General features: G+C 40.2%; 22 protein-coding genes (1 of these 22 cut by a window edge). 15 read left to right on the top strand and 7 right to left on the bottom strand.

Annotated elements, in window-relative coordinates; translation table 11 throughout:
* Positions 1–11 precede the first annotated feature (11 nt).
* Together pta and ackA are read right to left on the bottom strand one after the other, a co-directional pair.
* On the bottom strand, positions 12–2,141 hold the full coding sequence (pta, locus tag E2H97_RS12450) for a phosphate acetyltransferase (protein WP_133407434.1): 2,130 nt from the start codon (positions 2,139–2,141) through the stop codon (positions 12–14).
* A 49-nt stretch (positions 2,142–2,190) separates the two neighbouring features.
* A complete protein-coding gene (gene ackA / locus E2H97_RS12445) occupies positions 2,191–3,387 on the bottom strand; it encodes an acetate kinase (protein WP_133407433.1) in 1,197 nt (398 codons plus the stop codon).
* Positions 3,388–3,517: 130 nt separating this feature from the next.
* Here ackA and yfbV point away from each other — a divergent pair, with 130 nt between their 5' ends.
* Positions 3,518–3,997, top strand: a complete 480-nt coding sequence (gene yfbV, locus E2H97_RS12440; protein ID WP_133407432.1) for a terminus macrodomain insulation protein YfbV — start codon at positions 3,518–3,520, stop codon at positions 3,995–3,997.
* 28 nt (positions 3,998–4,025) lie between these two features.
* On the opposite strand, the gene pflA is transcribed toward yfbV, so the two are convergent.
* Positions 4,026–4,766: a pyruvate formate lyase 1-activating protein gene (pflA, locus tag E2H97_RS12435; protein ID WP_133407431.1), complete on the bottom strand. Its 741-nt coding sequence runs from the start codon at positions 4,764–4,766 to the stop codon at positions 4,026–4,028.
* 102 nt (positions 4,767–4,868) lie between these two features.
* Positions 4,869–7,154, bottom strand: coding sequence for a formate C-acetyltransferase (gene pflB, locus E2H97_RS12430; RefSeq protein WP_133407430.1), 2,286 nt, complete (start codon positions 7,152–7,154; stop codon positions 4,869–4,871).
* Between the two features lie 464 nt (positions 7,155–7,618).
* Here pflB and E2H97_RS12425 point away from each other — a divergent pair, with 464 nt between their 5' ends.
* The 10 genes from E2H97_RS12425 to E2H97_RS12380 all read left to right on the top strand — a co-directional run bounded on the left by E2H97_RS12425 (position 7,619) and on the right by E2H97_RS12380 (position 15,411).
* Positions 7,619–8,242 carry a DedA family protein gene (locus E2H97_RS12425; RefSeq protein WP_218938215.1) on the top strand — a complete coding sequence of 208 codons (624 nt, stop codon included), beginning with the start codon at positions 7,619–7,621 and terminating at the stop codon, positions 8,240–8,242.
* On the top strand, positions 8,226–9,356 hold the full coding sequence (locus tag E2H97_RS12420; protein ID WP_133407429.1) for a D-alanine--D-alanine ligase: 1,131 nt from the start codon (positions 8,226–8,228) through the stop codon (positions 9,354–9,356). Before E2H97_RS12425 ends, E2H97_RS12420 begins: the two co-directional genes overlap by 17 nt.
* A 23-nt stretch (positions 9,357–9,379) precedes the next feature.
* The gene (locus E2H97_RS12415; protein ID WP_133407428.1) at positions 9,380–9,928 is read left to right on the top strand and encodes a hypothetical protein; all 549 of its coding nucleotides are present in this window, start codon (positions 9,380–9,382) and stop codon (positions 9,926–9,928) included.
* Positions 9,929–9,930: 2 nt separating this feature from the next.
* Positions 9,931–10,677, top strand: coding sequence for an NRDE family protein (locus E2H97_RS12410; protein WP_133407427.1), 747 nt, complete (start codon positions 9,931–9,933; stop codon positions 10,675–10,677).
* On the top strand, positions 10,674–11,114 hold the full coding sequence (locus E2H97_RS12405; RefSeq protein WP_133407426.1) for a YHS domain-containing (seleno)protein: 441 nt from the start codon (positions 10,674–10,676) through the stop codon (positions 11,112–11,114). Before E2H97_RS12410 ends, E2H97_RS12405 begins: the two co-directional genes overlap by 4 nt.
* A gap of 11 nt (positions 11,115–11,125) precedes the next feature.
* Positions 11,126–11,578, top strand: a complete 453-nt coding sequence (locus tag E2H97_RS12400) for a hypothetical protein (RefSeq protein WP_133407425.1) — start codon at positions 11,126–11,128, stop codon at positions 11,576–11,578.
* A gap of 1 nt (position 11,579) precedes the next feature.
* A complete protein-coding gene (locus E2H97_RS12395) occupies positions 11,580–13,334 on the top strand; it encodes a bifunctional lysophospholipid acyltransferase family protein/GNAT family N-acetyltransferase (RefSeq protein ID WP_133407424.1) in 1,755 nt (584 codons plus the stop codon).
* 217 nt (positions 13,335–13,551) lie between these two features.
* Positions 13,552–14,151: an HvfX family Cu-binding RiPP maturation protein gene (locus E2H97_RS12390; protein WP_133407423.1), complete on the top strand. Its 600-nt coding sequence runs from the start codon at positions 13,552–13,554 to the stop codon at positions 14,149–14,151.
* 126 nt (positions 14,152–14,277) lie between these two features.
* Positions 14,278–14,826, top strand: a complete 549-nt coding sequence (locus E2H97_RS12385; protein WP_133408640.1) for an NAD(P)H nitroreductase — start codon at positions 14,278–14,280, stop codon at positions 14,824–14,826.
* An 84-nt stretch (positions 14,827–14,910) separates the two neighbouring features.
* A complete protein-coding gene (locus tag E2H97_RS12380) occupies positions 14,911–15,411 on the top strand; it encodes a GNAT family N-acetyltransferase (RefSeq protein ID WP_133407422.1) in 501 nt (166 codons plus the stop codon).
* A 10-nt stretch (positions 15,412–15,421) separates the two neighbouring features.
* Here the strand turns inward: E2H97_RS12380 and E2H97_RS12375 are convergent, their stop codons facing one another.
* The gene (locus E2H97_RS12375; RefSeq protein WP_133407421.1) at positions 15,422–16,351 is read right to left on the bottom strand and encodes a LysR family transcriptional regulator; all 930 of its coding nucleotides are present in this window, start codon (positions 16,349–16,351) and stop codon (positions 15,422–15,424) included.
* 83 nt (positions 16,352–16,434) lie between these two features.
* On the bottom strand, positions 16,435–17,367 hold the full coding sequence (locus tag E2H97_RS12370) for a LysR family transcriptional regulator (RefSeq protein ID WP_170308300.1): 933 nt from the start codon (positions 17,365–17,367) through the stop codon (positions 16,435–16,437).
* Positions 17,368–17,490: 123 nt separating this feature from the next.
* On the opposite strand from E2H97_RS12370, the gene E2H97_RS12365 reads away from it, so the two are divergent.
* The 4 genes from E2H97_RS12365 (at position 17,491) to E2H97_RS12350 (ending at position 22,672) form a co-directional block, all read left to right on the top strand.
* Positions 17,491–18,561, top strand: a complete 1,071-nt coding sequence (locus E2H97_RS12365) for an efflux RND transporter periplasmic adaptor subunit (protein ID WP_133407419.1) — start codon at positions 17,491–17,493, stop codon at positions 18,559–18,561.
* A gap of 3 nt (positions 18,562–18,564) precedes the next feature.
* Positions 18,565–21,633: an efflux RND transporter permease subunit gene (locus E2H97_RS12360; RefSeq protein ID WP_133407418.1), complete on the top strand. Its 3,069-nt coding sequence runs from the start codon at positions 18,565–18,567 to the stop codon at positions 21,631–21,633.
* A gap of 14 nt (positions 21,634–21,647) precedes the next feature.
* Positions 21,648–22,097: a GNAT family N-acetyltransferase gene (locus tag E2H97_RS12355; protein WP_133407417.1), complete on the top strand. Its 450-nt coding sequence runs from the start codon at positions 21,648–21,650 to the stop codon at positions 22,095–22,097.
* A 185-nt stretch (positions 22,098–22,282) separates the two neighbouring features.
* Positions 22,283–22,672: a hypothetical protein gene (locus E2H97_RS12350; protein ID WP_133407416.1), complete on the top strand. Its 390-nt coding sequence runs from the start codon at positions 22,283–22,285 to the stop codon at positions 22,670–22,672.
* Here the strand turns inward: E2H97_RS12350 and E2H97_RS12345 are convergent.
* Positions 22,643–23,903, bottom strand: partial view of an aminopeptidase P N-terminal domain-containing protein gene (locus tag E2H97_RS12345; RefSeq protein ID WP_133407415.1) — the 3' portion only. It continues 77 nt past the right edge of the window; only the last 1,261 of its 1,338 coding nucleotides appear in the window; its start codon lies off the right edge, out of view — the gene reads right to left on this strand; the stop codon is at positions 22,643–22,645. The genes E2H97_RS12350 and E2H97_RS12345 overlap by 30 nt on opposite strands.

Genomic DNA, 23,903 nt, shown 5'->3' with positions numbered 1-23,903 from the left:
AATAGGCCGTGTTACTGAGTCGCTTGAATCGCGGTTAGAGCGATGGTGTAGACGATGTCATCAACCAATGCACCACGAGACAAGTCATTTACTGGTTTACGCATACCTTGAAGCATAGGGCCAATACTGATCAAATCAGCACTTCTCTGTACCGCTTTATAAGTCGTATTACCCGTATTCAAGTCAGGGAATACGAATACAGTAGCTTGACCTGCAACAGGGCTGTTTGGTGCTTTTGATTGTGCAACGTTTGGCATAACCGCTGCATCGTATTGAAGTGGTCCGTCGATGGTTAAGTCTGGACGTTTTGCTTTTGCAATCTCAGTGGCTTCACGCACTTTTTCAACATCCGAACCCGTACCAGAAGTACCCGTTGAGTAACTGATCATCGCCACTTTAGGGTCAATACCAAAGGCCTTTGCAGAATCGGCAGATTGAATTGCGATATCAGCAAGCTGCTCTGCATTTGGATCTGGATTAATCGCGCAGTCACCATAAACCAATACTTGATCTGGCATCAACATAAAGAAGATAGATGATACAAGGCTTGAACCCGGAGCCGTTTTAATGAGCTGTAATGGTGGACGAATGGTGTTAGCTGTGGTGTTCACTGCACCGGAAACGATACCGTCAACTTCACCTTGCTCCAGCATCATGGTTCCAAGAACCATATTGTCTTCTAGCTGCTCACGAGCAACAACTTCGGTTAAGCCTTTGTGACGACGCAACTCAACCATAGGAGCAACGTATTTTTCACGTACTTCTTCAGGGTTGATGATGGTGATGTTGTCACCAAGTGTCACTTGTTGCTGCTCAGCGATTCGATGGATTTCATCTGGGTTACCTAATAGCACACAACGAGCAATATTACGCTCGGCACAAATGGCTGCCGCTTGAACGGTTCTTGGTTCTTCACCTTCAGGAAGAACAACGGCTTTACTGGCTTTACGAGCCAGTTCAGTTAGTTTGTAACGGAACGCAGGTGGCGATAAACGGTTTTCACGCTGTGAATCTTTGGTGATGCTTTTCACCCACTCTTTATCGATTTGACCAGCTACGAATTGTTGTACCGATTCAATACGAACGGAGTCATCAATCGGGACTTCGTGGTCGAAGCGTTGAATATTTAGTGAGGTTTGCCAAGTGTTAGTATCGGTTAAAAATACAGGTAGCCCGGTTTCAAATGCTTGTTGGCACAGTTTCAAAATTTCAGGCTCTGGCTCATAGCTACCAGTTAGCAACAATGCACCAATTTTGACACCATTCATCGAGGCTAAACAGGCTGAAACAATCACATCAGAGCGATCGCCAGAGGTTACCAATAGTGAGTCAGCTTTTAGGTGAGTCACCATATTTGGAATACTGCGAGCACAGAAAGTCACTTTTCTTAAACGGCGAACATTCATATCGCCAGCGTTAAGAATCTTAGCTTGTAAATGCTTGGCAAGATCAGAAGCTCGCGGCGCCATCAAGTCGATATTATATGGCACCTTACCTAAAATCTTCACAGGTGTTTTTTTAGGGAGTTCGTAGTTTTGCTCAATGATTTCAGAATTGTCAGGATCAAATACTTCAGACAAATCAGGGCGAGTGCGACCTTCCTCATCTACTGGAGCATTGACTTTGTTGACGATAGCACCAACTAAACGTTTATTCTTTTTTCCGCCCCAATGTTTATGGGTGATATCAAGACGATTAACAAACTCGCTTGGAGTATCGTTTGCAGGAGTACCAACAAAGATAATGTCTGCATCTAAAGCTTTTGCGATTTTGATATTTATCTCATCAGCAAATTGATGTTGACGGGTTGGTACCAAGCCTTCAACCACTAGAATTTCAGTATTGTGAGCACATGAGTCAGCGCGAGCAATGACTTGCTCCAGTAACACATCTACATGCTCTGCACGGATAAGCTCTTCAGCATGAGCCATATTGAATGGCTCAAGAGGATTTACCGTTGGGGAGGTACTTAAAATCGTGGTTGAACGTTCAGGACCATGATCGTTTGGTCTCAATTGTGCAATGGGTTTGAAAAATTGAACTTTAACCCCGTGCTGCTCAAGCGAGCGCACCATACCAAGGCTAACCGAAGTTAGACCAACGTTGGTTCCCATTGGAACCAGCATGATTTTGCGTGTCATAGTTACCTCTAATGACAAAGCACCACGATTACGCGGTGCTTTAATTCGATTATTTAACCAGTTTAATAGAGTCTTGAGCGATTACCCATTCTTCGTTAGTTGGGATAACCATAGCAACTGGGCTGTCATCTGCGGTAATGATGCCTTCATTACCAAAGCGTGCTGATTGATTTCGTTCATCATCAACAGTGAAGTTGAAGATTGACAATAAGTTAAGCACTTTTTCACGGATCAATGATGAATTTTCACCGATACCGCCAGTAAAGATGATGGCATCTAAACGACCTAGTGGAACTGTGTATGAGGCAATGTATTTAGCAAGGCGATAGCAGAAGATTTCTAGTGCCAGAGTTGCGCCTTTATGACCTTCAGCGAAACCATCTTCAATACCGCGGCAATCGTTCGTCAGCTCAGAAATACCCAGTAAACCGCTTTGCTTATTCAGTAAGTTGTTTACTTCTTCAAGGGTATAACCTAATTGGTTTACTAAGTGGTAGATGATGGACGGATCTAAATCACCACAGCGTGTACCCATAACTAATCCCTCAAGAGGGGTTAGACCCATAGAGGTGTCGACACTTTTGCCACCTTTAACTGCGGTCACAGACGCACCATTACCAAGGTGTGCACAGATTACATTTGTATCATTTAGATCTTTTCCAAGTGCTTTTGCAGCTTCACGGCTTACAAATAAGTGACTTGTCCCGTGCATACCATAACGACGTACCGCATGTTCACGATAAAGTTTATAAGGAAGTGCGTAAATGAACGCTTCTTCAGGCATTGTTTGATGGAATGCAGTATCGAATACAGCTACTTGAGGAAGGCTAGGGAATGATGCTTGCGCTGCGCGAATACCGATCAAGTGAGCAGGGTTGTGAAGTGGCGCTAAAGATACACACTCTTCGATACCTTTTAGCACTTGGTCATCAATAATCACTGAGTGAGTGAATTTTTCACCACCGTGAACAATACGGTGACCGATAGCTTGAATTTGTTCAGCGAGCTCTGGTTGCTTACCAAGGATATCGTTAACGATAAACTCAATAGCTTCTCGGTGTGCGGTAAACGCTCCTAAATTGGCTTGATGTTTTTCGCCCTGTGATTTCCATTTAATGCGAGAGTCTTCCAGACCAAAACATTCGGCTAAACCTGAAATTTTGTCGTCACCAGTTTGGGCATCCATAACTGCAAATTTCAGTGATGAGCTACCGCAATTTAGAACTAATACGAGTTGACTGGACATGGTTAAACCTTTTGAATGTAGCTAGTTACTTAGTTAATGACGGATTTATGTAAATTACATAAACATCGCCAGATGATTAAATCATTTTTAAGACCGCTGTTAGAGCTAGGGAGCGAAAGGCTCTTATGCTATGCTCAGTAAAAGTTGTCTTTTTAAGGAGAGTGTTTTAACCGTGAAATTTTTTACAAAATTACGAGATGGCTATCGTTACATGAAAACTTGGCCAATGGTTAAACAACTCGGTTATTTTTTTCCTGAATATCGTGTTGTTAAAGCAACACAAATTGCTATTTTTTCAATGCCTTTAATTGCTGTTTTGGTCAGTGCTACTCAGCTGTATATTGTCGGCTGGGACGCATTACCACAAGCAATTATTTATGCTTTGTTCTTTTTGAGCCTTCCTCTCCAAGGATTAATTTGGCTAGGTTGGCGGGCTAAACACCCTTTGCCTTTGTCCCTGTTTAGTTGGGGGCAAAAACTTTCTGAAAAAATCTCATCTGCTGGTGTTGAATGTAAACCTTTAACATCGAAAGCCTGCTACTTTGATATGGCTGTTTTATTAAAGGTAGCGTTCGAACAGCTGGATAACAGCTATTGGGAAGAGCTTTAATGCTCTTCCTATCTTTTCAACAGACAGTCTAATAAACAGCATTGATCCCCATATCGGTGAAGACTTTTTTTACTTCTTCCATTGTTTCTTTAGATGGTGGAGAAATGGTATCTAGCTGGTAGTGATCGCCTAACGCTTCCCATTTGTGTTTACCCAGTTCATGGTAAGGAAGTAATTCCACCTTCTCTACGTTTTTCATTGGCTTTATAAAATCAGCTAATTTTTGGGCTGATTCAATATCATCGGTGTAACCGCCAACCACTACGTAACGGATCCATGTCGGTTGGTTTCGTTTAGCAAGATATTCTGCGAACTGAAGTGTTCTATGATTGCTTACTTTGGTCAACAAAATGTGCTTATCATCATCCATTTGTTTGATGTCAAGCATGACTAAATCAGTATTGTCTAATAAGTCATCAATGGCTTTGGTGTATTTACGCACAAACCCATTGGTATCTAAGCAAGTATGAATGCCTTCTTTTTTACACGCTGCAAACCATTCTGCGACAAACTCCGGTTGTAAAATGGCTTCACCACCACTGGCGGTAACCCCGCCATTACTGGCATCAAGAAAAGAACGGTAACTGAGGACTTGCTCCATCAACTCTGAAATTTCAATATCTTTTCCGCCATCCAAATCCCAAGTATCACGATTATGACAATATTGGCAGCGCATTAAACAACCTTGAAGAAAGGTGATAAAGCGTATGCCTGGTCCATCAACAGTACCAAAAGACTCCACTGAATGAATGTGACCTGTAGTTGGCATTTAATAATCCTATAAACAGAGTATTTTTTGGAATAGTGATTTAATTTTACTATTTCAAAAAATACTAAAAAGGCCGACAGATGCTGCCGGCCAGTAATCATATTACAAATTACTAGTGAAAGTACGAGTAATTACATCTTGTTGTTGCTCTGGTGTTAGCGCATTAAAGCGAACGGCATAACCAGATACGCGAATGGTTAGCTGAGGATATTTATCCGGATTAACCACCGCATCTTCAAGCATTTCACGGTTTAGCACGTTGACGTTCAAGTGTTGACCACCTTCGTGTCCTTCTTTGTGATTGAAGTAACCGTCCATTAGTGCCGCTAAATTCTTACGACGACCTGTCTCATCTTTACCTAGTGCGTTAGGTACAATTGAGAAGGTGTAAGAAATCCCGTCTTGAGCGTGTGAAAATGGCAGTTTAGCAACAGAAGTTAATGAAGCTACAGCGCCTTTTTCATCGCGACCATGCATTGGGTTTGCACCTGGAGCAAATGGAGCGCCAGCTTCACGACCATCAGGTGTATTACCAGTTTTCTTACCGTATACCACGTTTGAAGTAATGGTTAAGATCGACTGCGTTGGGATTGCGTCGCGGTACATTTTCTTATTACGGATCTTAGACATAAAGCGTTCAACAAGATCACAAGCAATATCATCAACACGTGCATCATTATTACCGAACTTCGGATATTCACCTTCAATTTCAAAATCAACGGCAATGCCGTCTTCATCACGGATTGGCTTAACTTGAGCGTATTTAATGGCTGATAAACTATCGGCTGCGATAGATAAACCAGCAATACCGCATGCCATAGTACGACGAACATCACGATCGTGCAGTGCCATTAGCGCAGCTTCGTAGCTGTATTTGTCGTGCATAAAGTGAATAGCATTCAGTGCAGTTACGTATTGAGTGGCTAACCAATCCATTAGACCGTCTAAGTTAGTCATCACTTTGTCGAAGTCTAATACTTCGTCAGTCATAGGTACTGCTTTAGGGCCAACCTGTGCTTTTGATTTTTCATCAATACCGCCATTGATGGCATAAAGCATGGTTTTTGCTAAGTTGGCACGAGCACCGAAGAACTGCATGTGCTTACCTACTACCATTGGGCTTACACAGCAAGCGATAGCATAGTCATCAGATTCGAAATCTGGACGCATTAAGTCGTCGTTCTCGTACTGGATTGAGCTGGTATCGATAGACACTTTCGCACAGTATTCTTTGAACGCTTGAGGAAGAGCTTCTGACCACAATACAGTGATGTTTGGCTCAGGGCTTGCGCCCATGGTGTAAAGAGTGTTCAAGAAACGGAAGCTGTTTTTGGTGACTAAAGTACGGCCGTCTAAGCCCATACCTGCAACAGATTCAGTTGCCCAGATTGGGTCGCCTGAGAACAACTCATCGTATTCTGGAGTACGTAAGAAGCGCACCATACGAAGCTTCATTACCATGTGGTCAATCATCTCTTGAGCTTCTTGCTCTGTGATAACGCCGTTTTTCAAGTCACGTTCAATGTAGATATCTAAGAAGCTTGAAGTACGACCTAAAGACATTGCCGCACCGTTTTGGCTTTTAACAGCCGCTAGGTAACCAAAGTAAGTCCATTGAATGGCTTCTTTAGCCGTTACCGCTGGTCTTGAAATATCACAGCCATATTTAGCAGCCATTTCTTTCATTTGACCTAAAGCGCGGTGTTGCTCTGCGATTTCTTCACGCAAGTTCATTACGTTAGCAACATCTTCACCTGATTCGAACTGAGCTTGTAAAGATTGGAATTGCGCGTACTTGTCTTTCATCAAGTAGTCGATGCCGTATAGTGCGATACGGCGGTAATCACCAATGATACGACCACGACCATAAGCGTCTGGTAAACCTGTTAGTACACCTGATTTACGGCAAGCTAGGATTTCTGGAGTGTAAACATCAAATACGCCTTGGTTGTGTGTTTTACGCAGCTCTGAGTATACGTATTTGATGGTTGGGTCTAATTCTTTGTCGTAGGCTTTACAAGAGCCTTCAACCATACGAATACCACCATTTGGCAAAATGGCGCGCTTTAGTGGTTCATCAGTTTGAAGCCCAACGATAGTTTCAAGGTCTTTGTTGATGTAACCTGCATCGTGAGAGGTGATGGTTGATACTTTATCAGTATCGAAATCTAGAGGAGCGTGAGTGCGGTTTTCTTCACTAATGCCTTCCATCACTTTTGCCCAAAGTGCTGAAGTCGCTTCTGTTGCTTCAGCTAGAAAGCTTTCATCGCCTTCATATGGGGTATAGTTGGCTTGAATAAAGTCACGAACATTAACTTCAGACTTCCAATCACCACTTGAGAAACCTTCCCAGGCTTTTTGAAATAGCTCAGTTTTTTCGGTTGTCATACATCTACCTACAAGCTTTATCGTTAAAAGTGTCTGATAGGCAAATATAAGTTTCAATGCCTATCAAAATTATGAATTCTTTTCGCCAAAACTCATTATTCAAATGATAAAAAACGATTCTAAAAGAGTTGAATAGAGCTTTGGTTAATTGGTCTTACCATTCTATGTGTTCGATGCTACCACAGTTATTTTTGTCGTAAATGGTTATAGATCAAATTACCTATAATTTTTGGAAAAGTTTGTTATCTGGGTATCACTTTTTAGACATTTTTGACTCAGACTAGAAATCGAGAATGCCGAATCATCTACTGCTTCAGTTATCGACATGAATTCCTATGGTGAATTTTTATAATTAGCCTATCTTTATCACAGAAGTTACCGCGAGTCATTTTCGTATAGCTCAAGTGATTTCTATAAAGTACCAAAACTCATTTTTCGTGTCATTTGTGTTCGTTTAGAAGTTGTTGGGGGAAGTCATAACTGATTTTGCGACGACAATTGAAGCTTGGTTGTTTCAAGACAATATGTCATTAACGATGCTATTTATAGGTATCGTTCTGCTTGCTTATTTACTAGAAGATCTTGCAATTGTGACTGCGGCAACGCTAGCCGTTGAAAAGGCTATGCCAACTTCACTTGCGCTGACTGCGATTTTTGTTGGCATTATTACTGGCGACTTTGGGCTTTATTTTATAGGAAAAACAGCACAAAAAGTTCGCTTATTTCGGTATCGCTTATTCCGGCATAGTCTTGCTAGGATGATGAAGCGTAGGTTGCATAAGCAAGTGTTTTTTACACTGTTCATCGTTCGATTTATTCCTGGGCTGAGGACTGTTGGTTTCACATTGAGTGGGTTTCTTGATGTTCCTAAAACCAAGTTTTTTTTTACGGTAGTAACGGCCACTGGATTATGGACTATACTTGTTTTTGGCTCATTTTTTCAGCTAGGCACCGCACAATGGTTTCAAGATAACCAAATCAGTTGGTTGCTTATTCCGCTTGGTTTCTGTTTGATTTTATTGCTAAACAAACTGGTAATTAAAGTTTTTTTTAAGGGATGCAGGGATGCGCATGACTCGACTCGCTAATGTAGAAATGATCCCACAAGGAATGGTGAATGCAGGAATGCCTGTTCTCCAAACACCTAAGCGACCCATTTCACCATTTGAATTCTTACCCTCGTGGTTCTTTTACACCCCAGTAGTATTACAAAGTGCTGTTTTAAGTCTTATTCATCTGGACTGGGCACTGCCATTGATTGCCAATCCAGCCATTAAATTGAGTGGCATGGTGGGGGAATCCAAACACGATATTTTCACTTCAGCAGGCAAAAATACTAGAGAGTGGATTCTTCCTTATATTGCCTTAACTAAAGATCAAAACAAGATTGAGAGTCTGTTGATAGATGCGAAGGATCAGCTTGCAAAAAGAAAACTTTCATATCCATTGGTTGCTAAACCTGATTTGGGTTGTAGAGGGGTCGGAGTCAAGTTAATTCGCTCAGACGAGCAACTAAGAAGCTATATTGAAAGCTTTCCTCTCTCCGGTCGTTTTCTATTACAAGAAAAATCCAAATACAGTGCAGAAGCGGGGGTGTTTTATGTTAGGCAGCCTGGTGAGTCACGCGGAAAAATTATCTCGATGACATTGAAATACTCTCCCAGAGTCATTGGAGATGGAAAAACCACTTTGAAGGAGCTGATTGAGCGGTGTCCGCGAGCGGGTAAATTACAGCATCTTTATCTCCCTCGTCACAGTGAGAACCTTGATTTTGTTGTTGGTAAAAAAGATGAATTCCAGCTGGCTTTTGCTGGTAGTCATACGTTCGGTGCTATTTTCCGCGATGGCAATCAATTCATTACTCAAGCTCTTGAACAAAAACTCGATGAAATTCTATCCGACTTTGAAGGTTTTCATTACGGTCGTCTCGATCTTAAATTTCAAGATATCCAAACTCTGATGAATGGCGAGTGTTTCGATATTTTAGAAATAAATGGTGCGAGTAGTGAAGCTGCACATATTTGGGATAGCGATGCTGCACTAAGTGATATTTTCTCAACACTTTTAAAGCAATATCGCCTTCTTTACCAGATTGGTTCTAAACATAAAAAGAAAGGCCATAAAACCCCCAATCTTAGTGCATTAATTCAAGCTTGGCGGAAAGAAAAGCTCTTAACTCAACTTTATCCTATGACAGATTAACTGACTCGTTTAGGAAGATATCGATGATAAATGTGGAAACACGCTTAGCTTCAAACGATCAAACACAAGTCCCGCAAGCCATACTGGGATGTATTGAAACACTAAATCAGGGTTATGAATTTTTGGAGACGCTTACTCAAGAAGACTATGTTTTTATCGCTCAGCCTCATGTTACAAGCTCTATTGGTGAACATTTTCGTCATTGGCTCGATTTGTTTCATGCAATCAAACTTAATTCTGTGCAAATTGACTATAACATCCGTCGTCGTGGGCATTTGGTAGAACGCAGTTTAGACGTCGCTCAACAAGAAATAACGGAACTGCTTGAGTGGTTGTCTACATTACCTTTTGATCAATTGAATCAAACCGTCAGAGTTAAGACGGAAGTCATGCTCTCTCAAACCCATGTAGAACAAGTCTTTTCTAGTTTTGTTCGCGAGATAACCTTTGCTGCACTTCATGCCACTCACCATTTTGCTATGGCTAGAGTTGTAGCATCTTTACGTGGTGTCGAGTCAGGCAGTGATTTTGGTGTTGCACCAACAACAGCAACTTATTTGAGGGCTCAATAGAGATGTGTACTCTGTCTTGGTTTTACTATGATGATAATTGCTATGAGGTCTTTTTTAATCGCGATGAACAGCGCTCTCGCTTGCCTGCCATTGAACCTCAAAATTTACTGATAGATGGAGTGCAATGCTTAATGCCCATTGATCCTGTTGGTGGCGGAAGCTGGATTTCAACTAATGAACATGGAGTGACGGTTTGTTTACTCAATTTTTATCAAGGTCAAACGCCGGCGGGCAAATTGACTAGCCGAGGATTTATAATAAAAAACCTTGCCAGTAGTCGCTCAAGTCAAGTAGCGGATAAACGCTTACTAAGAATCGATTTACGTTCATTTGCTCCTTTTACTGTTATCTCTCTAGATACTCATCGCAGTGCTAATGAAATAGTACGTTGGACTTGGGATGGGAAACAACTTAGCCGTACTTATACAAGTTCACCGATTATTTCAGCTGCAATGTATTTTGAAGAAGCACAAGGATACCGCTTAAAGCTTTTTAATCAATTGCTTGCAACAAAGCCACGCCATGACATTGGGCGATTATTCCATCAAACTCATGACGATAATTATCCACACCTCTCACCACTTATGGAAAGAAATGATGCTCGCACGGTAAGTCTTACCTCGGTTACCTCGTCATCTACAAAGCAAGAAATGGATTACCAATCGATAGATAATCAGCGCAGTGTTGATTTTCGTATTTGTTTAAGTTGTCTCAAAAATGATGTTGTTGAACAAGGAGTTCTCAAATGAAAAAATTATTTGTATTTTTCATCATGTTGATCAGTTTTTCATCCTTTGCAGAAGATGAAATTTATACTGGAATTTTCAGTAATAAAGCTGTTAGTGGGTATGACACGGTTGCCTATTTTACTGAGGGCAAACCGGTGAAAGGTAGTAGCAAATGGCAAACAGAATATAAAGGGGCTGACTGGTATTTTTCATCACAGGAGAACCTCAAAAAATTTAAAGCAAATCCAGAAGCTTACGCACCACAATTTGGTGGCTATTGCGCTTGGGCTATAGCGGCCAAAAATGATTTTGCTTCTGGTGATCCCAAGCAATGGGCTATTGTTGATGGCAAGCTTTATCTGAACTATGACGCAGAAATAAAAAGCAGATGGGATGCTGACCGTAAAGGTTTCATCGAGACTGCGGAAAAAAATTGGCCAAAACTCATTCAGAAATAAGGATATCTCTCATGAAGTTTACCCCGATAAAACACATTCCATCTGCATTTATTGCATTTGTTTTTATTCAATCATTGTTTTTTAAATTTACTGGTTCATACGAAACAGAGCATATTTTTGGAACACTCGCTAATTGGTCTGGCTTCCAATGGTTTGGTACGTATGGCGGCTATTTAATTGGAAGTGCAGAGTTAATTGCTTCTATCTTGCTATTCACTCGCTTGCATGGCCTGGGGGCTGCAATGAGCGCAGGTATTATGACTGGTGCTATTTTCTTCCACTTGTTTACTCCGCTAGGCGTAGTAATGCCTGAATTTAATTCAGCAGGAGAAATCATTGGAAATGATGGTGGCTTGCTATTTGGCATGGCATGTATCGTTTGGAGTTGTGGTGTCTTTCTATTTATTCGGGACATAAAAACTCAAGGCACTTTTACAAACAACCTACTTGCAAAAGGAGCTTAATTTGATTGATAGCCCTTTTCGATTACCACGTAAAACTCCATTTGGTATAGGTGAGGCGGTTGTAGAGTGGGCAACTGGCCTCTCCAAATTGGAAGCATTGTATACGCAAGACGTGCTGCCTGAAGACAGCTTTGAATTTATGCATGAAGCTTTAACAAGAATTGGTACAGAATATCAGGTTGATCATGGTTGTATTGAAAATATCCCCAATGAAGGTGCTGTATTAATTGTTGCTAATCATCCGTTTGGTGGAATAGAAGGGATTATTCTCGCATCTTTGATTTCTAAGGTACGTAGAGACGTTAAGGTGCTCGCCAACGAGTTACTTAAACGTATTCCTGAACTGGATGAATTATTCATTGGTGTCGATGTATTTGCTGGAGAGCAAGCTAAGCGAACCAATAGAAGTGCGATTAAGGAGGCGAATCATCACTTAAAACATGGTGGGGTTCTGATTGTGTTTCCAGCAGGGGAAGTGTCTTCATGGCAAGCCTGTGAAAACAAGATCACAGACAAAGCTTGGAGTAAGTCTGTAGCAAAATTTGTTAAACACGCAGAAGCGACAACTGTTCCGATATTCATTAGTGGAATGAATAGTAAGTTTTTTCATCAAATTGGGAGAGTACACCCATTACTCAGGACTGCTTTGCTTGGTCGAGAGCTTCTTAATAAATCTGGTGAGACCATATCAGTATCTGTAGGTAATCCAATACCTTATAGTGAAATAAAAGATTTTGAAGATGATGAAAATATTACTCAGTACTTTAGGCTAAATACATATTTGATGGGGAGTGTGAGTCATAAGCAAGCACGCTCACCTCAAATTAAAGAAGTTGAACAACTAATTGAGCCTGTATCACTAGAATTATTAGAGAGTGAATTACTGGGTTTAGAGCAATATAAGTTATTGGAGCAAGGTGACTTTGAAGTTTATTGTGCACCAACATCCACAATACCAAACATGATGCTTGAAATCGGAAGAGTTCGAGAAGAATCTTTTAGGAGCGTTGGCGAAGGAAGTGGATTTGATTGCGATATTGACCAGTTTGATCAGCGCTATTATCAGTTATTTGTGTGGAATAAAGTGAATCGAGATCTGGTTGGTGCTTATCGTTTAGGATTAGTTGATAAGCTAATGGCCGAGGGAGGAATTCATTCTCTTTACTCCGCGAGTTTATTTAAATACGGTGAAGCGTTTATAGAGAGTTTAGGTCAATCGATTGAATTAGGACGTTCAGTCGTTGCTAAAAAATACCAGCGTAATATGCATTCTTTGCTGCTTTTATGGAAAGGTATTGCCTGCTTTGTGCAACAAAACCCTAAGTATACCCATCTATTTGGGCCTGTAAGTATTAGCAATGATTACAGCCCTGTTGCAAGGCAACTTATCGCTTCAGTGATGTCAGTTCATTACTATGATGATGAAAAAGCGAAATTGGTCGCCCCTACAACACCCTTGCAAAAAAATGGGCAAGAATTTTGGCGACCAAGCATGCTCAGCTCATTATCCAAGTTACCACTTCTGTCGAAAGTGCTGATGCGACTTGATCAAGGAATGGGGTTGCCAGTTTTGCTAAGGCAGTACTTAGGGATGAACGGTAAGTTAGTTTGTTTCAATGTTGACCCAGCTTTTAATTTTGCTTTAGATGGTTTGATTGTCGTTGATTTAACAAGTGTACCTGCTAAAACGTTAGGTAAATATATGGGGAAAGAGCAGGCGAAAATCTACTTGGCTAAGCACCTTCAATCGAAGTAATGATCGGTATTATATGTTTCGGTCAAAGCAAAAAAGGTTAAAGTTTTAAGTGCAAAGTAAACTGCTCACTCGTAGAGAGCAGTAATGAAAAAAAGCTGACAATATTTCCTTTTAGCAATAATGAAAGAAATGTCTTTAAATCAAGGTCTGAGCATATAGCCCTATAATGTTTTGGTGTTTGATACAGACATTACTGTTTCAACAACAAGGAATTCATATGTTCATCGTTAATTATTATCATAAGTTTTTAAACTCAATAAAGTGCATTGAAGGCTTCGCCCCTTTGATGTTACGCATATATCTTGCTCCGGTGTTGATACAAGCGGGATACAATAAGTTTGAACATTTCAATAACACGGTCGCTTGGTTTGGAAACCCTGACTGGGGTTTAGGGTTACCATTACCTGCAGTAATGGCAACACTTGCAATTGCTGCTGAAATGATAGGTGGAGTGCTATTGTTGATTGGTTTGCTTACAAGAGTAATAGCCATTCCATTAATGATAACCATGCTGGTGGCTGCATTTAGTGTCCACTGGGAAAATGGATGGTTAGCCATTGCAGATAGTGGTTCATGGTTGGCTCATGACCAAGTTTTGGCTGCGGCGGAAAAACTTGAAAAAGCCAAAGAGATCTTACAACAGCATGGTAATTATGAGTGGTTAACCTCTTCAGGCAATTTTGTGATACTTAATAACGGAATAGAGTTCGCTATTACTTACTTCATGATGTTATTTGCTCTATTGGTAATGGGGGGTGGGCGCTATACCAGTATTGATTACTTTATCGGTAAAAAATTCTGCCCGAAAGTAAACTAAAGCAATTTTAGTTTACTTCTTGATACCTGCTTTCAACATTTTTGGAGCAGGTATTTTTGTATTTGTAGACTGCAAAATGAGGTATATTAACGTTCAACTAACATTCAGCAGTTTATGGGTATTATTTTGAATGCAAAAGAGCTTTTATTAACTAGGCAATCAACACCTCGCTTAACTTCTCCGGCACCAAGTGAAGAGCAATTGCAATTTATTTTAGATGCAGGTGTTCGGGTTCCAGATCATGCTGGGTTGACTCCTTATGAGTTTATTATTGCTCAGGGTGAAGGTTTAGAACGACTCGCGAGCATATACAAAAGTGCCGCGATTGAAGCAGGGGCTGATGATACGGTGATCGAAAAGGCATCAAAATTACCGTTTCGAGCACCTATGGTTATTACTGTCGTTACAAAATATTCAGAACACCCTAAGGTTCCTGAAGTTGAACAAACCATTACAGCTGGCTGTTGTGTTATGGCAATGCAACAAGCCGCTTTCTCTATTGGGTTAGGTGGAATTTGGCGTACTGGCAGTTACGCTTTCAACGATAAAGTTAAAGCCGAGCTTGGTATTAATTCTAAGGATCAAATAGTAGGTTTTTTATATTTAGGTACTCCTGCTGTAAAAGCTCCGATAAAGCCTAACAAATCAGGCACTGACTTTGTGAGATATTTATAGCTCAATGAACACGCCCTAGTTAATTGATTTAGCTATAAATGCCAACCATACTTGAATGACGTTTATAGATTTAAGGCAGTATTTATGGCGTTTCTGACTACCGAAAGACTTTCCATTCGTCGGGTTGAAGAATCTGATCTAGAATTTATTTTTCGTATTGTTAATACGCCAGGCTATATTCGATTCATTGGTGATAACAAAGTTCGCACATTGGATCATGCTAGGGCTTATATAATGAATGGACCAAAAACCAGTTATCAACAATATGGGTTTGGTCTTTTTCATGTCAGCATAACCTCTACGGGTGAAGCAATTGGACTTTGCGGTTTGACTAAGCGTGAATTCTTGCCTTTCGTTGAAATTGGTTATGCTTATTTTCCCTGTTATTGGGGCAATGGATACGCCAGAGAAGCGGCGCAAGCCATTTATCGCTATGGATACGATAAACTAAAAGTTCATCGGATAATGGCTGTAGTCCGCCCTGATAATCCGGGTTCAAAAGCTGTATTAAGCGGTTTAGGGTTCAAATATATCCGTGATATCATGCTGCCCGATGAAGAAGAGTATATGGATTTAATGGGCTAGTAAACACCCGTTAAATCTGGTTTGAATTTAGTATGGTTTCCACATCTTCTTCAGTTAGCCCCTCCATATAGTCAATGATGTAGTCTACAAATTTACTGGCGGCATGACTTAGAAATGCCCGTGATGGGTAAGCAATACAGTATTTTCCGGAATAAAAATACTTACTGGGTAACACTTGAACTAATTTTCCTTCCTCTACCTCTTTTTGAACATACTCTAACGGCAAATCAATAATACCTTTGTGTTTCAATGCAGCCTGCTTAGCAAATTCAAGATTATTGGTATGGACACACCCCTTCATTTTAATACCACTGATGCCATCTATTTCTGGCAAAATGTCAAATTGACTGGAGTCTAAAAACCTATGAACTATAAATGTATGGTTTTGTAAATCTTCAAGATCTGATGGTTGACCATGTTGTCTTATATATTCAGGTGTTGCAAAGAAGTAGACCTTTGTTTCAAATAATGGGCGAGCAACTAACTCTGCATCTCTCACTTGAAAATCGGCTCTAAATGCAACATCAATCCCGTATTTTACAATATCTAATGATTCCGCTGATGAATATAACTCTACATTTACATCTGGGTTTTGTTCTATGAACTCCAAGATAACTTCATACAAAGGTGTTGAGTTAGGAACAGGAAATAGCTGTATTCTCAATGTTCCTTTTAATGGTGTATCTTCGTGTTTGATTTCGCTGATGGTTGTTTCAAGCTCATTGAGCATAGATAAGGTTTGTTGATAGAAGGTACTACCTGCTGAAGTCAGAGTTAATTCTCTTCCTGCTCGATGAAACAGTTTGACAGAGATTTCATTTTCTAAATTTTTGAGTCTACGACTGATGGTCGATTTAGGTAAATACAAAAAATTAGAAGCTTCATTAACTCCACCGTGTTCTACGATTTTATGAAATAGCGCAATATCTTCAGTTTTCATTTAGCTAAACCATTATATTTGGTACTTATCTATCAGTACGATGTAAGTGTAACGATTATATTTTATGACTTTCAGACTTTGTATCAAAGCGGAAACATTTTCATAATACAATCATCCATATCAGTTGGACTTAGTTTGCTTATTTCCTCAATAACGTAATCTATAAACATATTGGCGGCTTGGCTTAAGTACATTCGAGAAGGATAAACAATATAATAAGAGCCTTTATCTACAGTTGTATCAGGTAACAATTTCACTAACTCATGTCTTTCAAGAGCGCCTTTAGCATGATCCTCAGGTAAACACACAATTCCTCGACCTTGAATCGCAGCTTGCCTTGCAAAAATAATGTTGTTGGTGTGGATTTGTCCTGACACTTTCATGCCTATTATGTCGTCAATTTGGGGGATTTCATTGAGAATATGCGAATCTAAAAATCGATAGATGATAAATTCGTGACTAGCAAAATCAGCCGCTTTTTGAGGTTCTCCGTGCTTTGCTAAATAATCCGGGCTTGCATAAAAGAAGAGGTTAGATTCTAAAATAGGCTTGGCGACTAAATCGATACCTTCGACCTGAGCTTCAATTCTAAAAGACACATCGATACCATGTTTGATCATATCGATAGCTTCTGGAATGGTATATAGCTCTAACTCTAAGTCGGGGTGCTTTTCCATAAATTTCAATATGATATTAAACAGCGGGATCATATCTGGTAGAGGCAAAATCTGAACCTTCAGGCTACCTGTAAGATTCGAGTCTTTGTGAGCAATATCACTAACCGCAAGTTCTAACTCTTTTATGGTGTCGAGCGTTGCTTGATAAAATTTACTACCTGCGGTGGTTAAAGTTAGTTCTCTGCCGGAGCGGTGAAATAATTTTGTAGAAAGCTCATCTTCTAAACTTTTTAAGCGCCGACTGATGGTTGATTTTGGTGTGTTAAGCAGGCTTGCTGTGTCACTTATACCGCCAGACTCCACGATACGGTGAAAAAGTGAGATATCTTCTGTTTTCATTTTATTTGCAGGTTGTACTTCGTTGCGCTTATTGCAACAGATGTTCCCATTAAACTCCATTTTGTGCAACAGCACTCTTGCGTATACTTTAGGGCTATTACTTTAAACTCTGGAAAATTAACTATGAAATCAGCGCTCAATGCGGTACTTATTCTTACTGCTACAGCGTGGCTTACTGCTTGTGGAAATGAAGAGCAAACAGTCACAGAACAACATGTTGTCCAACCGGTCAAGCTCTATACCATTCCAAGTTCGAAGCAATTAACTCAAAGGAATTTTCCAGCTAAGGTTACTGCAAATTTAGAAGCTGATTTATCTTTTCGTATTGCAGGGGTTCTTGAACAAAGGCCACCGTTTCAGGGGGTAAAGGTCAAAAAAGGGCAGTTATTAGCGAAGCTTGAGCAGAAAGATGCTAAGAACACCTTAAAAAATCGCGAAGCTGATTATGAATTGGCTTCAGTAGATTTTAAGCGTAAACAAAAACTACTAACCAAGAAACTGATATCGAAAGCTGAGTTTGACGTTGCTCAAGCAAAGTTAAAATCAGCCAAAGCCGCACTGGCTTCATCGAAAGACCAGCTCAGCTACACAAATTTATACGCACCTTTTGATGGCATCGTTGCTAAGGTCAACATCCATAACTACCAAGTGGTTGGTGCGAATCAAGCCATTTTGACTTTACAAAAAAATGATACTGTGGATTTAGCGGTTCAAATTCCTGAGCTGATTGTTGCAAACTACATCAGCAATGAGCGATATAAGGCAATTAAAGCAACCGTTAACTTTTCTGGTCAGTCTTTCCCTGTTTCGCTAAAAGAGTTTGCCACGCAAGTGACACCAGGTACTCAAAGCTATGAAGTGGTTTATAGCATGTCACAACCCAAAGATATAACGCTTTTACCGGGGATGACTGCCGAAATTACGTTTGCACTACCATCAGATCAAGCCAACAAAATACACCCTATTGTCCCACTTACTTCCATCGTTAACACTGACGAGTCGGGTAATAGTGCTGTCTGGGTGTTTACTGATGGAAAAGTCGCTCTTAGAAAAGTTGTTCTTGGAAATATCAAGAAAAATGGAATTGAAGTCATCAGCGGCGTGTCTGCTAACGAACAAATCGTTACAGCAGGAGTTAACGAATTGACTGAAGGACAAAATGTTAAGCCACTAAAATGGGAAAGAGGGGTTTAACAGATGAATATCGCTGAATATTCGATTAATAACAAAGTCATCTCATGGATGTTTGCATTAATTTTGCTCATCGGTGGTGTGATTTCATTTACAGGGCTTGGACAGCTTGAGTTTCCTGAGTTCACCATTAAACAAGCATTAGTTAATACGGCTTACCCAGGGGCTTCACCTCAACAAGTTGAAGAAGAAGTCACGCTTCCTATTGAAGACGCACTTCAGCAAATGGATGCCGTGAAGAAAGTAAAATCCATTAACAGTGCTGGTTTGTCACAAATTGAGATTGAAGTTTATGACTCTTATGACAAAAACAAACTTCCGCAAGTTTGGGATGAAGTGAGACGTAAAGTACATGACGTAAAAGGTCAACTCCCTAAAGGGGCTTATGAGCCTCAGGTGATTGACTATTTTGGTGATGTATTTGGTTTGCTTTACAACCTCACGGGTGATGGCTACACCGCACGAGAAATGCGAAATTATGCTGACTTTTTGCGTCGTGAGCTAGTGCTGGTAAAAGGCGTGAAAAAAGTCTCTGTGGTAGGGAATACGCCACAGCAAATAGTGATTGAGATATCACAGCAAAAATTGAAAAGTTTGGGTATAAACCAAAACTTACTTTATAACGCCATCGCTAAGCAAAATGTTGTTTCTAATGCGGGAAGTGTCCTTATGGGCTCTCAGCGTATTAGGATTCATCCAACTGGTGAGTTTAAAGATATTTCAGATCTAGAGAACTTATTGGTTAGTCCGCCTAATAGTCAGAAATTGGTTTACCTAAAAGACATTGCCAAGGTTTATAAGGATTACTCAGAAACACCTCGAGTGCTTTATCACAACCAAGGTGATAAAGCACTGTCAGTTGGTATTGCCTTTGCTTCAGGTGTTAACGTTGTTGATGTGGGAAAAGCGGTTCAGGAAAGAATTGCTGAGCTTAAAGACCATCAACCTGTCGGCATGAAACTGCATAAAATCTATGATCAATCGACTGTAGTTGAAAAGACGGTAACAGGTTTTGTGATTAACCTTGCCGAGTCGGTGGCAATTGTAATTGCCGTTTTGCTTATCTTCATGGGAGTGAGATCAGGCATTCTTATGGGCTTGATTTTGTTGCTGACTATTTTAGGTACTTTCATTGTGATGAAAGTGATGGATATTCAACTGCAAATCATCTCTCTCGGAGCCTTGATTATTGCGCTTGGTATGCTGGTGGACAACGCCATTGTTATTACCGAAGGGATCATTATTGGGCTTAAACGAGGGCAAACGCGCTTACAAGCTGCCAAGGGAATCGTTTCTCAAACACAATGGCCGTTATTGGGGGCGACAATCATTGCAATTATTGCTTTTGCGCCAATTGGTTTAGCTGAAAATGCGGCGGGAGAGTTCTGTCGTTCATTGTTCTATGTGTTGTGTATCTCGCTATTTATTAGTTGGATCACCGCAATGACGCTAACGCCTTTCTTCTGTAATCTTGCATTTAAAGATGGAGTGAAAGTAGAGGGGGAAGACCAAGACCCTTATAAAGGCATTGTATTCACTATTTATCGTTTTGTTTTAGGTAAGGCGATACATCATAGAACTGTAACCATTATATTGGTTGTAGCGGCCTTGTTTGGCGCGGTATCTGGCTTTGGTTATATCAAAAACGTGTTTTTCCCTGCTTCAAACACACCAATATTCTTTGTTGATGTTTGGTTACCAGAGGGAACAGATATTAAAGCCAATGAGGCTTTCATTTCTAAATTAGAAAAAGATCTTCTCGCCAAAGAAGCCAAGCACGATGACGGTTTAGTTAATTTAACTTCTGTTATCGGCCAAGGTGCGCAACGTTTCGTGCTTCCCTATGCGCCTGAAAAGGGATACGCCTCATACACGCAGTTAATTCTTGAGATGAAAGATTTACCTCAGCTTTATGCGTTTATGCCAAAACTGGAGCACTATTTAAGATCCAACTACCCTGAAGCTCAATTTAGGTTAAAAAATCTTGAGAACGGTCCGTCGCCAGCAGCAAAAATTGAAGCTAAGTTTTATGGTGATAACCCTGAAGTTCTTCGCTCACTAGCAGCCAAAGCTGAAGAAGTGCTTCGTAAAGAGCCGACAGCTGATAATGTAAGACATAATTGGCGTAATCAGGTTCGTATCATTCGTCCTCAAATTGCAGATGCTCAATCGCATGAACTGGGGATAACCAAAGAAGATATTGATAATGCTTTACTGACTCATTTTAGTGGTCGAGTGATTGGCAGCTTTAGAGATACTAGCCATATCTATCCAGTTATTGCTCGTGGTTCGGATGAAGACAGACGTGACGTTGATAGCGTTTCTAAAATTCAAATTTGGAGTCAAAAGACCAACAGTTATGTGCCATTGACTCAAGTTGTCACCGAGTTTAAATCTGTATGGGAAAACCCGCTGATTGTTCGTCAAGATCGAAAACGCATGATATCGGTAATGGCCGATCCAAAAATTGGTTCAGGTGAAACCGCTGATTCTGTTTTCCGTAAAATCCGCAGCCAAGTTGAGGCTATCCCTTTACCTCATGGCTACAAGCTAGAGTGGGGAGGTGAATACGAAACAGCAGGAGATGCTCAGGCAGCGGTATTTAGCTCAATTCCAATGGGTTATTTAATGATGTTTTTAATAACAGTATTGCTGTTTAACTCAGTTAGACAACCATTGGTGATTTGGTTAACCGTTCCACTGTCATTAATTGGTATTGTAGCCGGTCTACTATTATTCGATGCCCCATTTAGTTTCATGGCCTTACTTGGGTTATTAAGTTTGACGGGGATGGTGATCAAAAATGGCATTGTACTTGTCGATCAAATTAACATCGAATTGGCGAGTGGCAAGAATGCTTACTATGCTGTAATGGACTCTGCAGTAAGCCGTGTACGACCAGTTCTTATGGCTGCACTTACGACCATGCTAGGAATGTTGCCATTACTGAATGATGCATTCTTCGGTTCAATGGCGATTACCATCATATTTGGCTTAGGGTTTGCGTCAGTTTTGACGCTGATTATCTTGCCTGTCTTATATACGATATTTTTCAGGATCAAAATTCCTGAATAACAAGGAGAGATTTGATGGACTGTTCGATTGCTCAAGCGACACTAACGGAACTAGATAATGTAGCTAAGCTTTTTGACGAGTATCGACAGTTCTATCATCAATCCAGTGATATCAATTCAGCAAAAGAGTTTATTAAGAAAAGGATCGCTGACGACAGTTCGGTGATCCTTTATGCTTCTGATAGCAACGGAATAGAGCTTGGATTTGCACAACTTTATCCTAGCTTTTCATCTGTTGGAATGAAGCCTATTTATATACTTAATGACCTTTATGTCAGTCAACATGCACGTTGCGTAGGAGTCGGTGGGGAACTTATAGAGCACTGCATGAAATTTGCTGTGAAGCAGGGCGTCAACAAATTAACCTTAGCGACACATCAAGAAAATATGCTTGCTCAGAAATTGTATCGCAAGTATGGCTTTGTTCAGGAACAAGAGTTTTTATCCTTTCACCTTGTGATATGATGCGTTTTTATAAAACACCCAAGTATCTGAGCATAAGTTTTTTAATAGTTTTGATGTTCAGATCAAGCTCTATATAAGGCGGTCTTGAGAAATCATATTGGTAATATGACAAGCAAGATCAACGTAATAGAGTGCTTGAGAAGGGCGTCAAAAAATCAAAATAACTTATGTTCGGGTACTTACATATGCGCATCTTAAAATCCCTTTTTTTAATCGGTTTATTGCTTCCTACAATTGGTTTTGCCAAATCTCCACAATCCCAACTGGTAAATGAATTAGTACAATGTGCCGCCTATTATCAAATTAGCAGTAACATTTTAAGTGATATGAATGCACCGAGAATGAAAGGTGTAGCTGAAAAACTAAAAACGCAATACAAAGCTTCAATGGATCTTGCGAATAAATATGATGAGCATGCTATTGATAAGTTTGATGTAGCAAAAGCAACGTTACTAAGTGTTTTGCCTAATAAGCAGAATTTAAGCGAATTAATGGCTGCATACAAAGATAAGTGTCCAATGATTATTTCAGATCCTGAAAAACGTTTAAGTTACTGGCAAATGGCTGATATGTGATCCTGACTGCATCAAAGCTTCAATATCTTCAACTGTCCTTGGAATGGAAGATGATAGGTTTTCATGACCAGATTCCGTAACTAAAATATCATCTTCAATTCTTACCGCTATACCGCGATACTGCTCAGGAATGTCGGGAACGTCTGAAGGAATATAAATGCCCGGTTCAATGGTAAATACCATATTGGGCTTCAGTGTTATCCAATTGCCTTCATCATCATGATATGGACCAACATCATGTACGTCCATGCCAAGCCAATGACCTGTTTTATGTACCGTAAAACGCTTATAGGCTTCTGTCTTCATTACATCATTGAATTCACCTTTTAATATTCCTAATTCAATGAGACCTTTTGCTAATATAGTCATGCAAGTTTCGTAAAGTTCATTCCAAGCTAAACCTGGAGTAACTTTTGCAATAGCAGTATCTAATGCCAATAAAACTAAGTTATAGATTTGACTTTGCGCCTGAGAAAAGGTGCCTGATATAGGATAGCTGCGAGTAATATCTGAGGCATACATTTGATATTCAGCACCTGCATCAATAAGTAGAATGCGATTTTCATCGAGTATCGAGTTATTGTCTTCATAATGAAGGCACATAGCGTTGTCAGCACTGGCGACAATACTCGGATAAGCCACTTCAGTACAACCGTGGTTAGCAATAGACTGCATAAAAGTGGCAGCAAGCTGGGACTCGTTCTTTGCATGAGGGCAATGCTGCATAACAGCACAATGAGCATCTACTGAGGCTGCAACAGCTTTGCGTATAGATTCTATTTCGGCAGTACTTTTTATTAGTCGATGTTGGTGAAGAATTTTTGCTAGTGGCTGTACACTTCGGAATTGTTTGATTTGATCAAATTTAGCCGTATGACGTTGCTGATTTAGTAAAGGGATGACCTTGTTCGAAAAAAGGTTGCTTTCATCAGAAAGGAAAACATGCTCAATCTGATCAAGAGCTAGTGATAATTGGTTTTCAAACTCGTTAGTACAAAATGCTTGATCTGCACGGTATGTATGAATAGCACCATCAATTCCTGCACGAGAACCAAAGCTTGTTTCTAACTCTATATCTTTTGGCTGACAAAAAAGAGAATAAACACTCCCTCCAATACCTTTCTTTAGCAGAGCAAAAGCATTAGGTTCATTGAACCCTGTGAGATAGAAAAAATCATTGTCTTGTCTGAAATGGTACTTAATATTTTTACTTCTGACTTTTTGCTGATAA

Source organism: Parashewanella tropica (assembly GCF_004358445.1).
Taxonomy (GTDB): Bacteria; Pseudomonadota; Gammaproteobacteria; order Enterobacterales; family Shewanellaceae; genus Parashewanella; species Parashewanella tropica.
The sequence above is the reverse complement of the archived record's forward strand: the minus strand, read 5'-3'. Positions and strand labels throughout refer to the sequence as shown.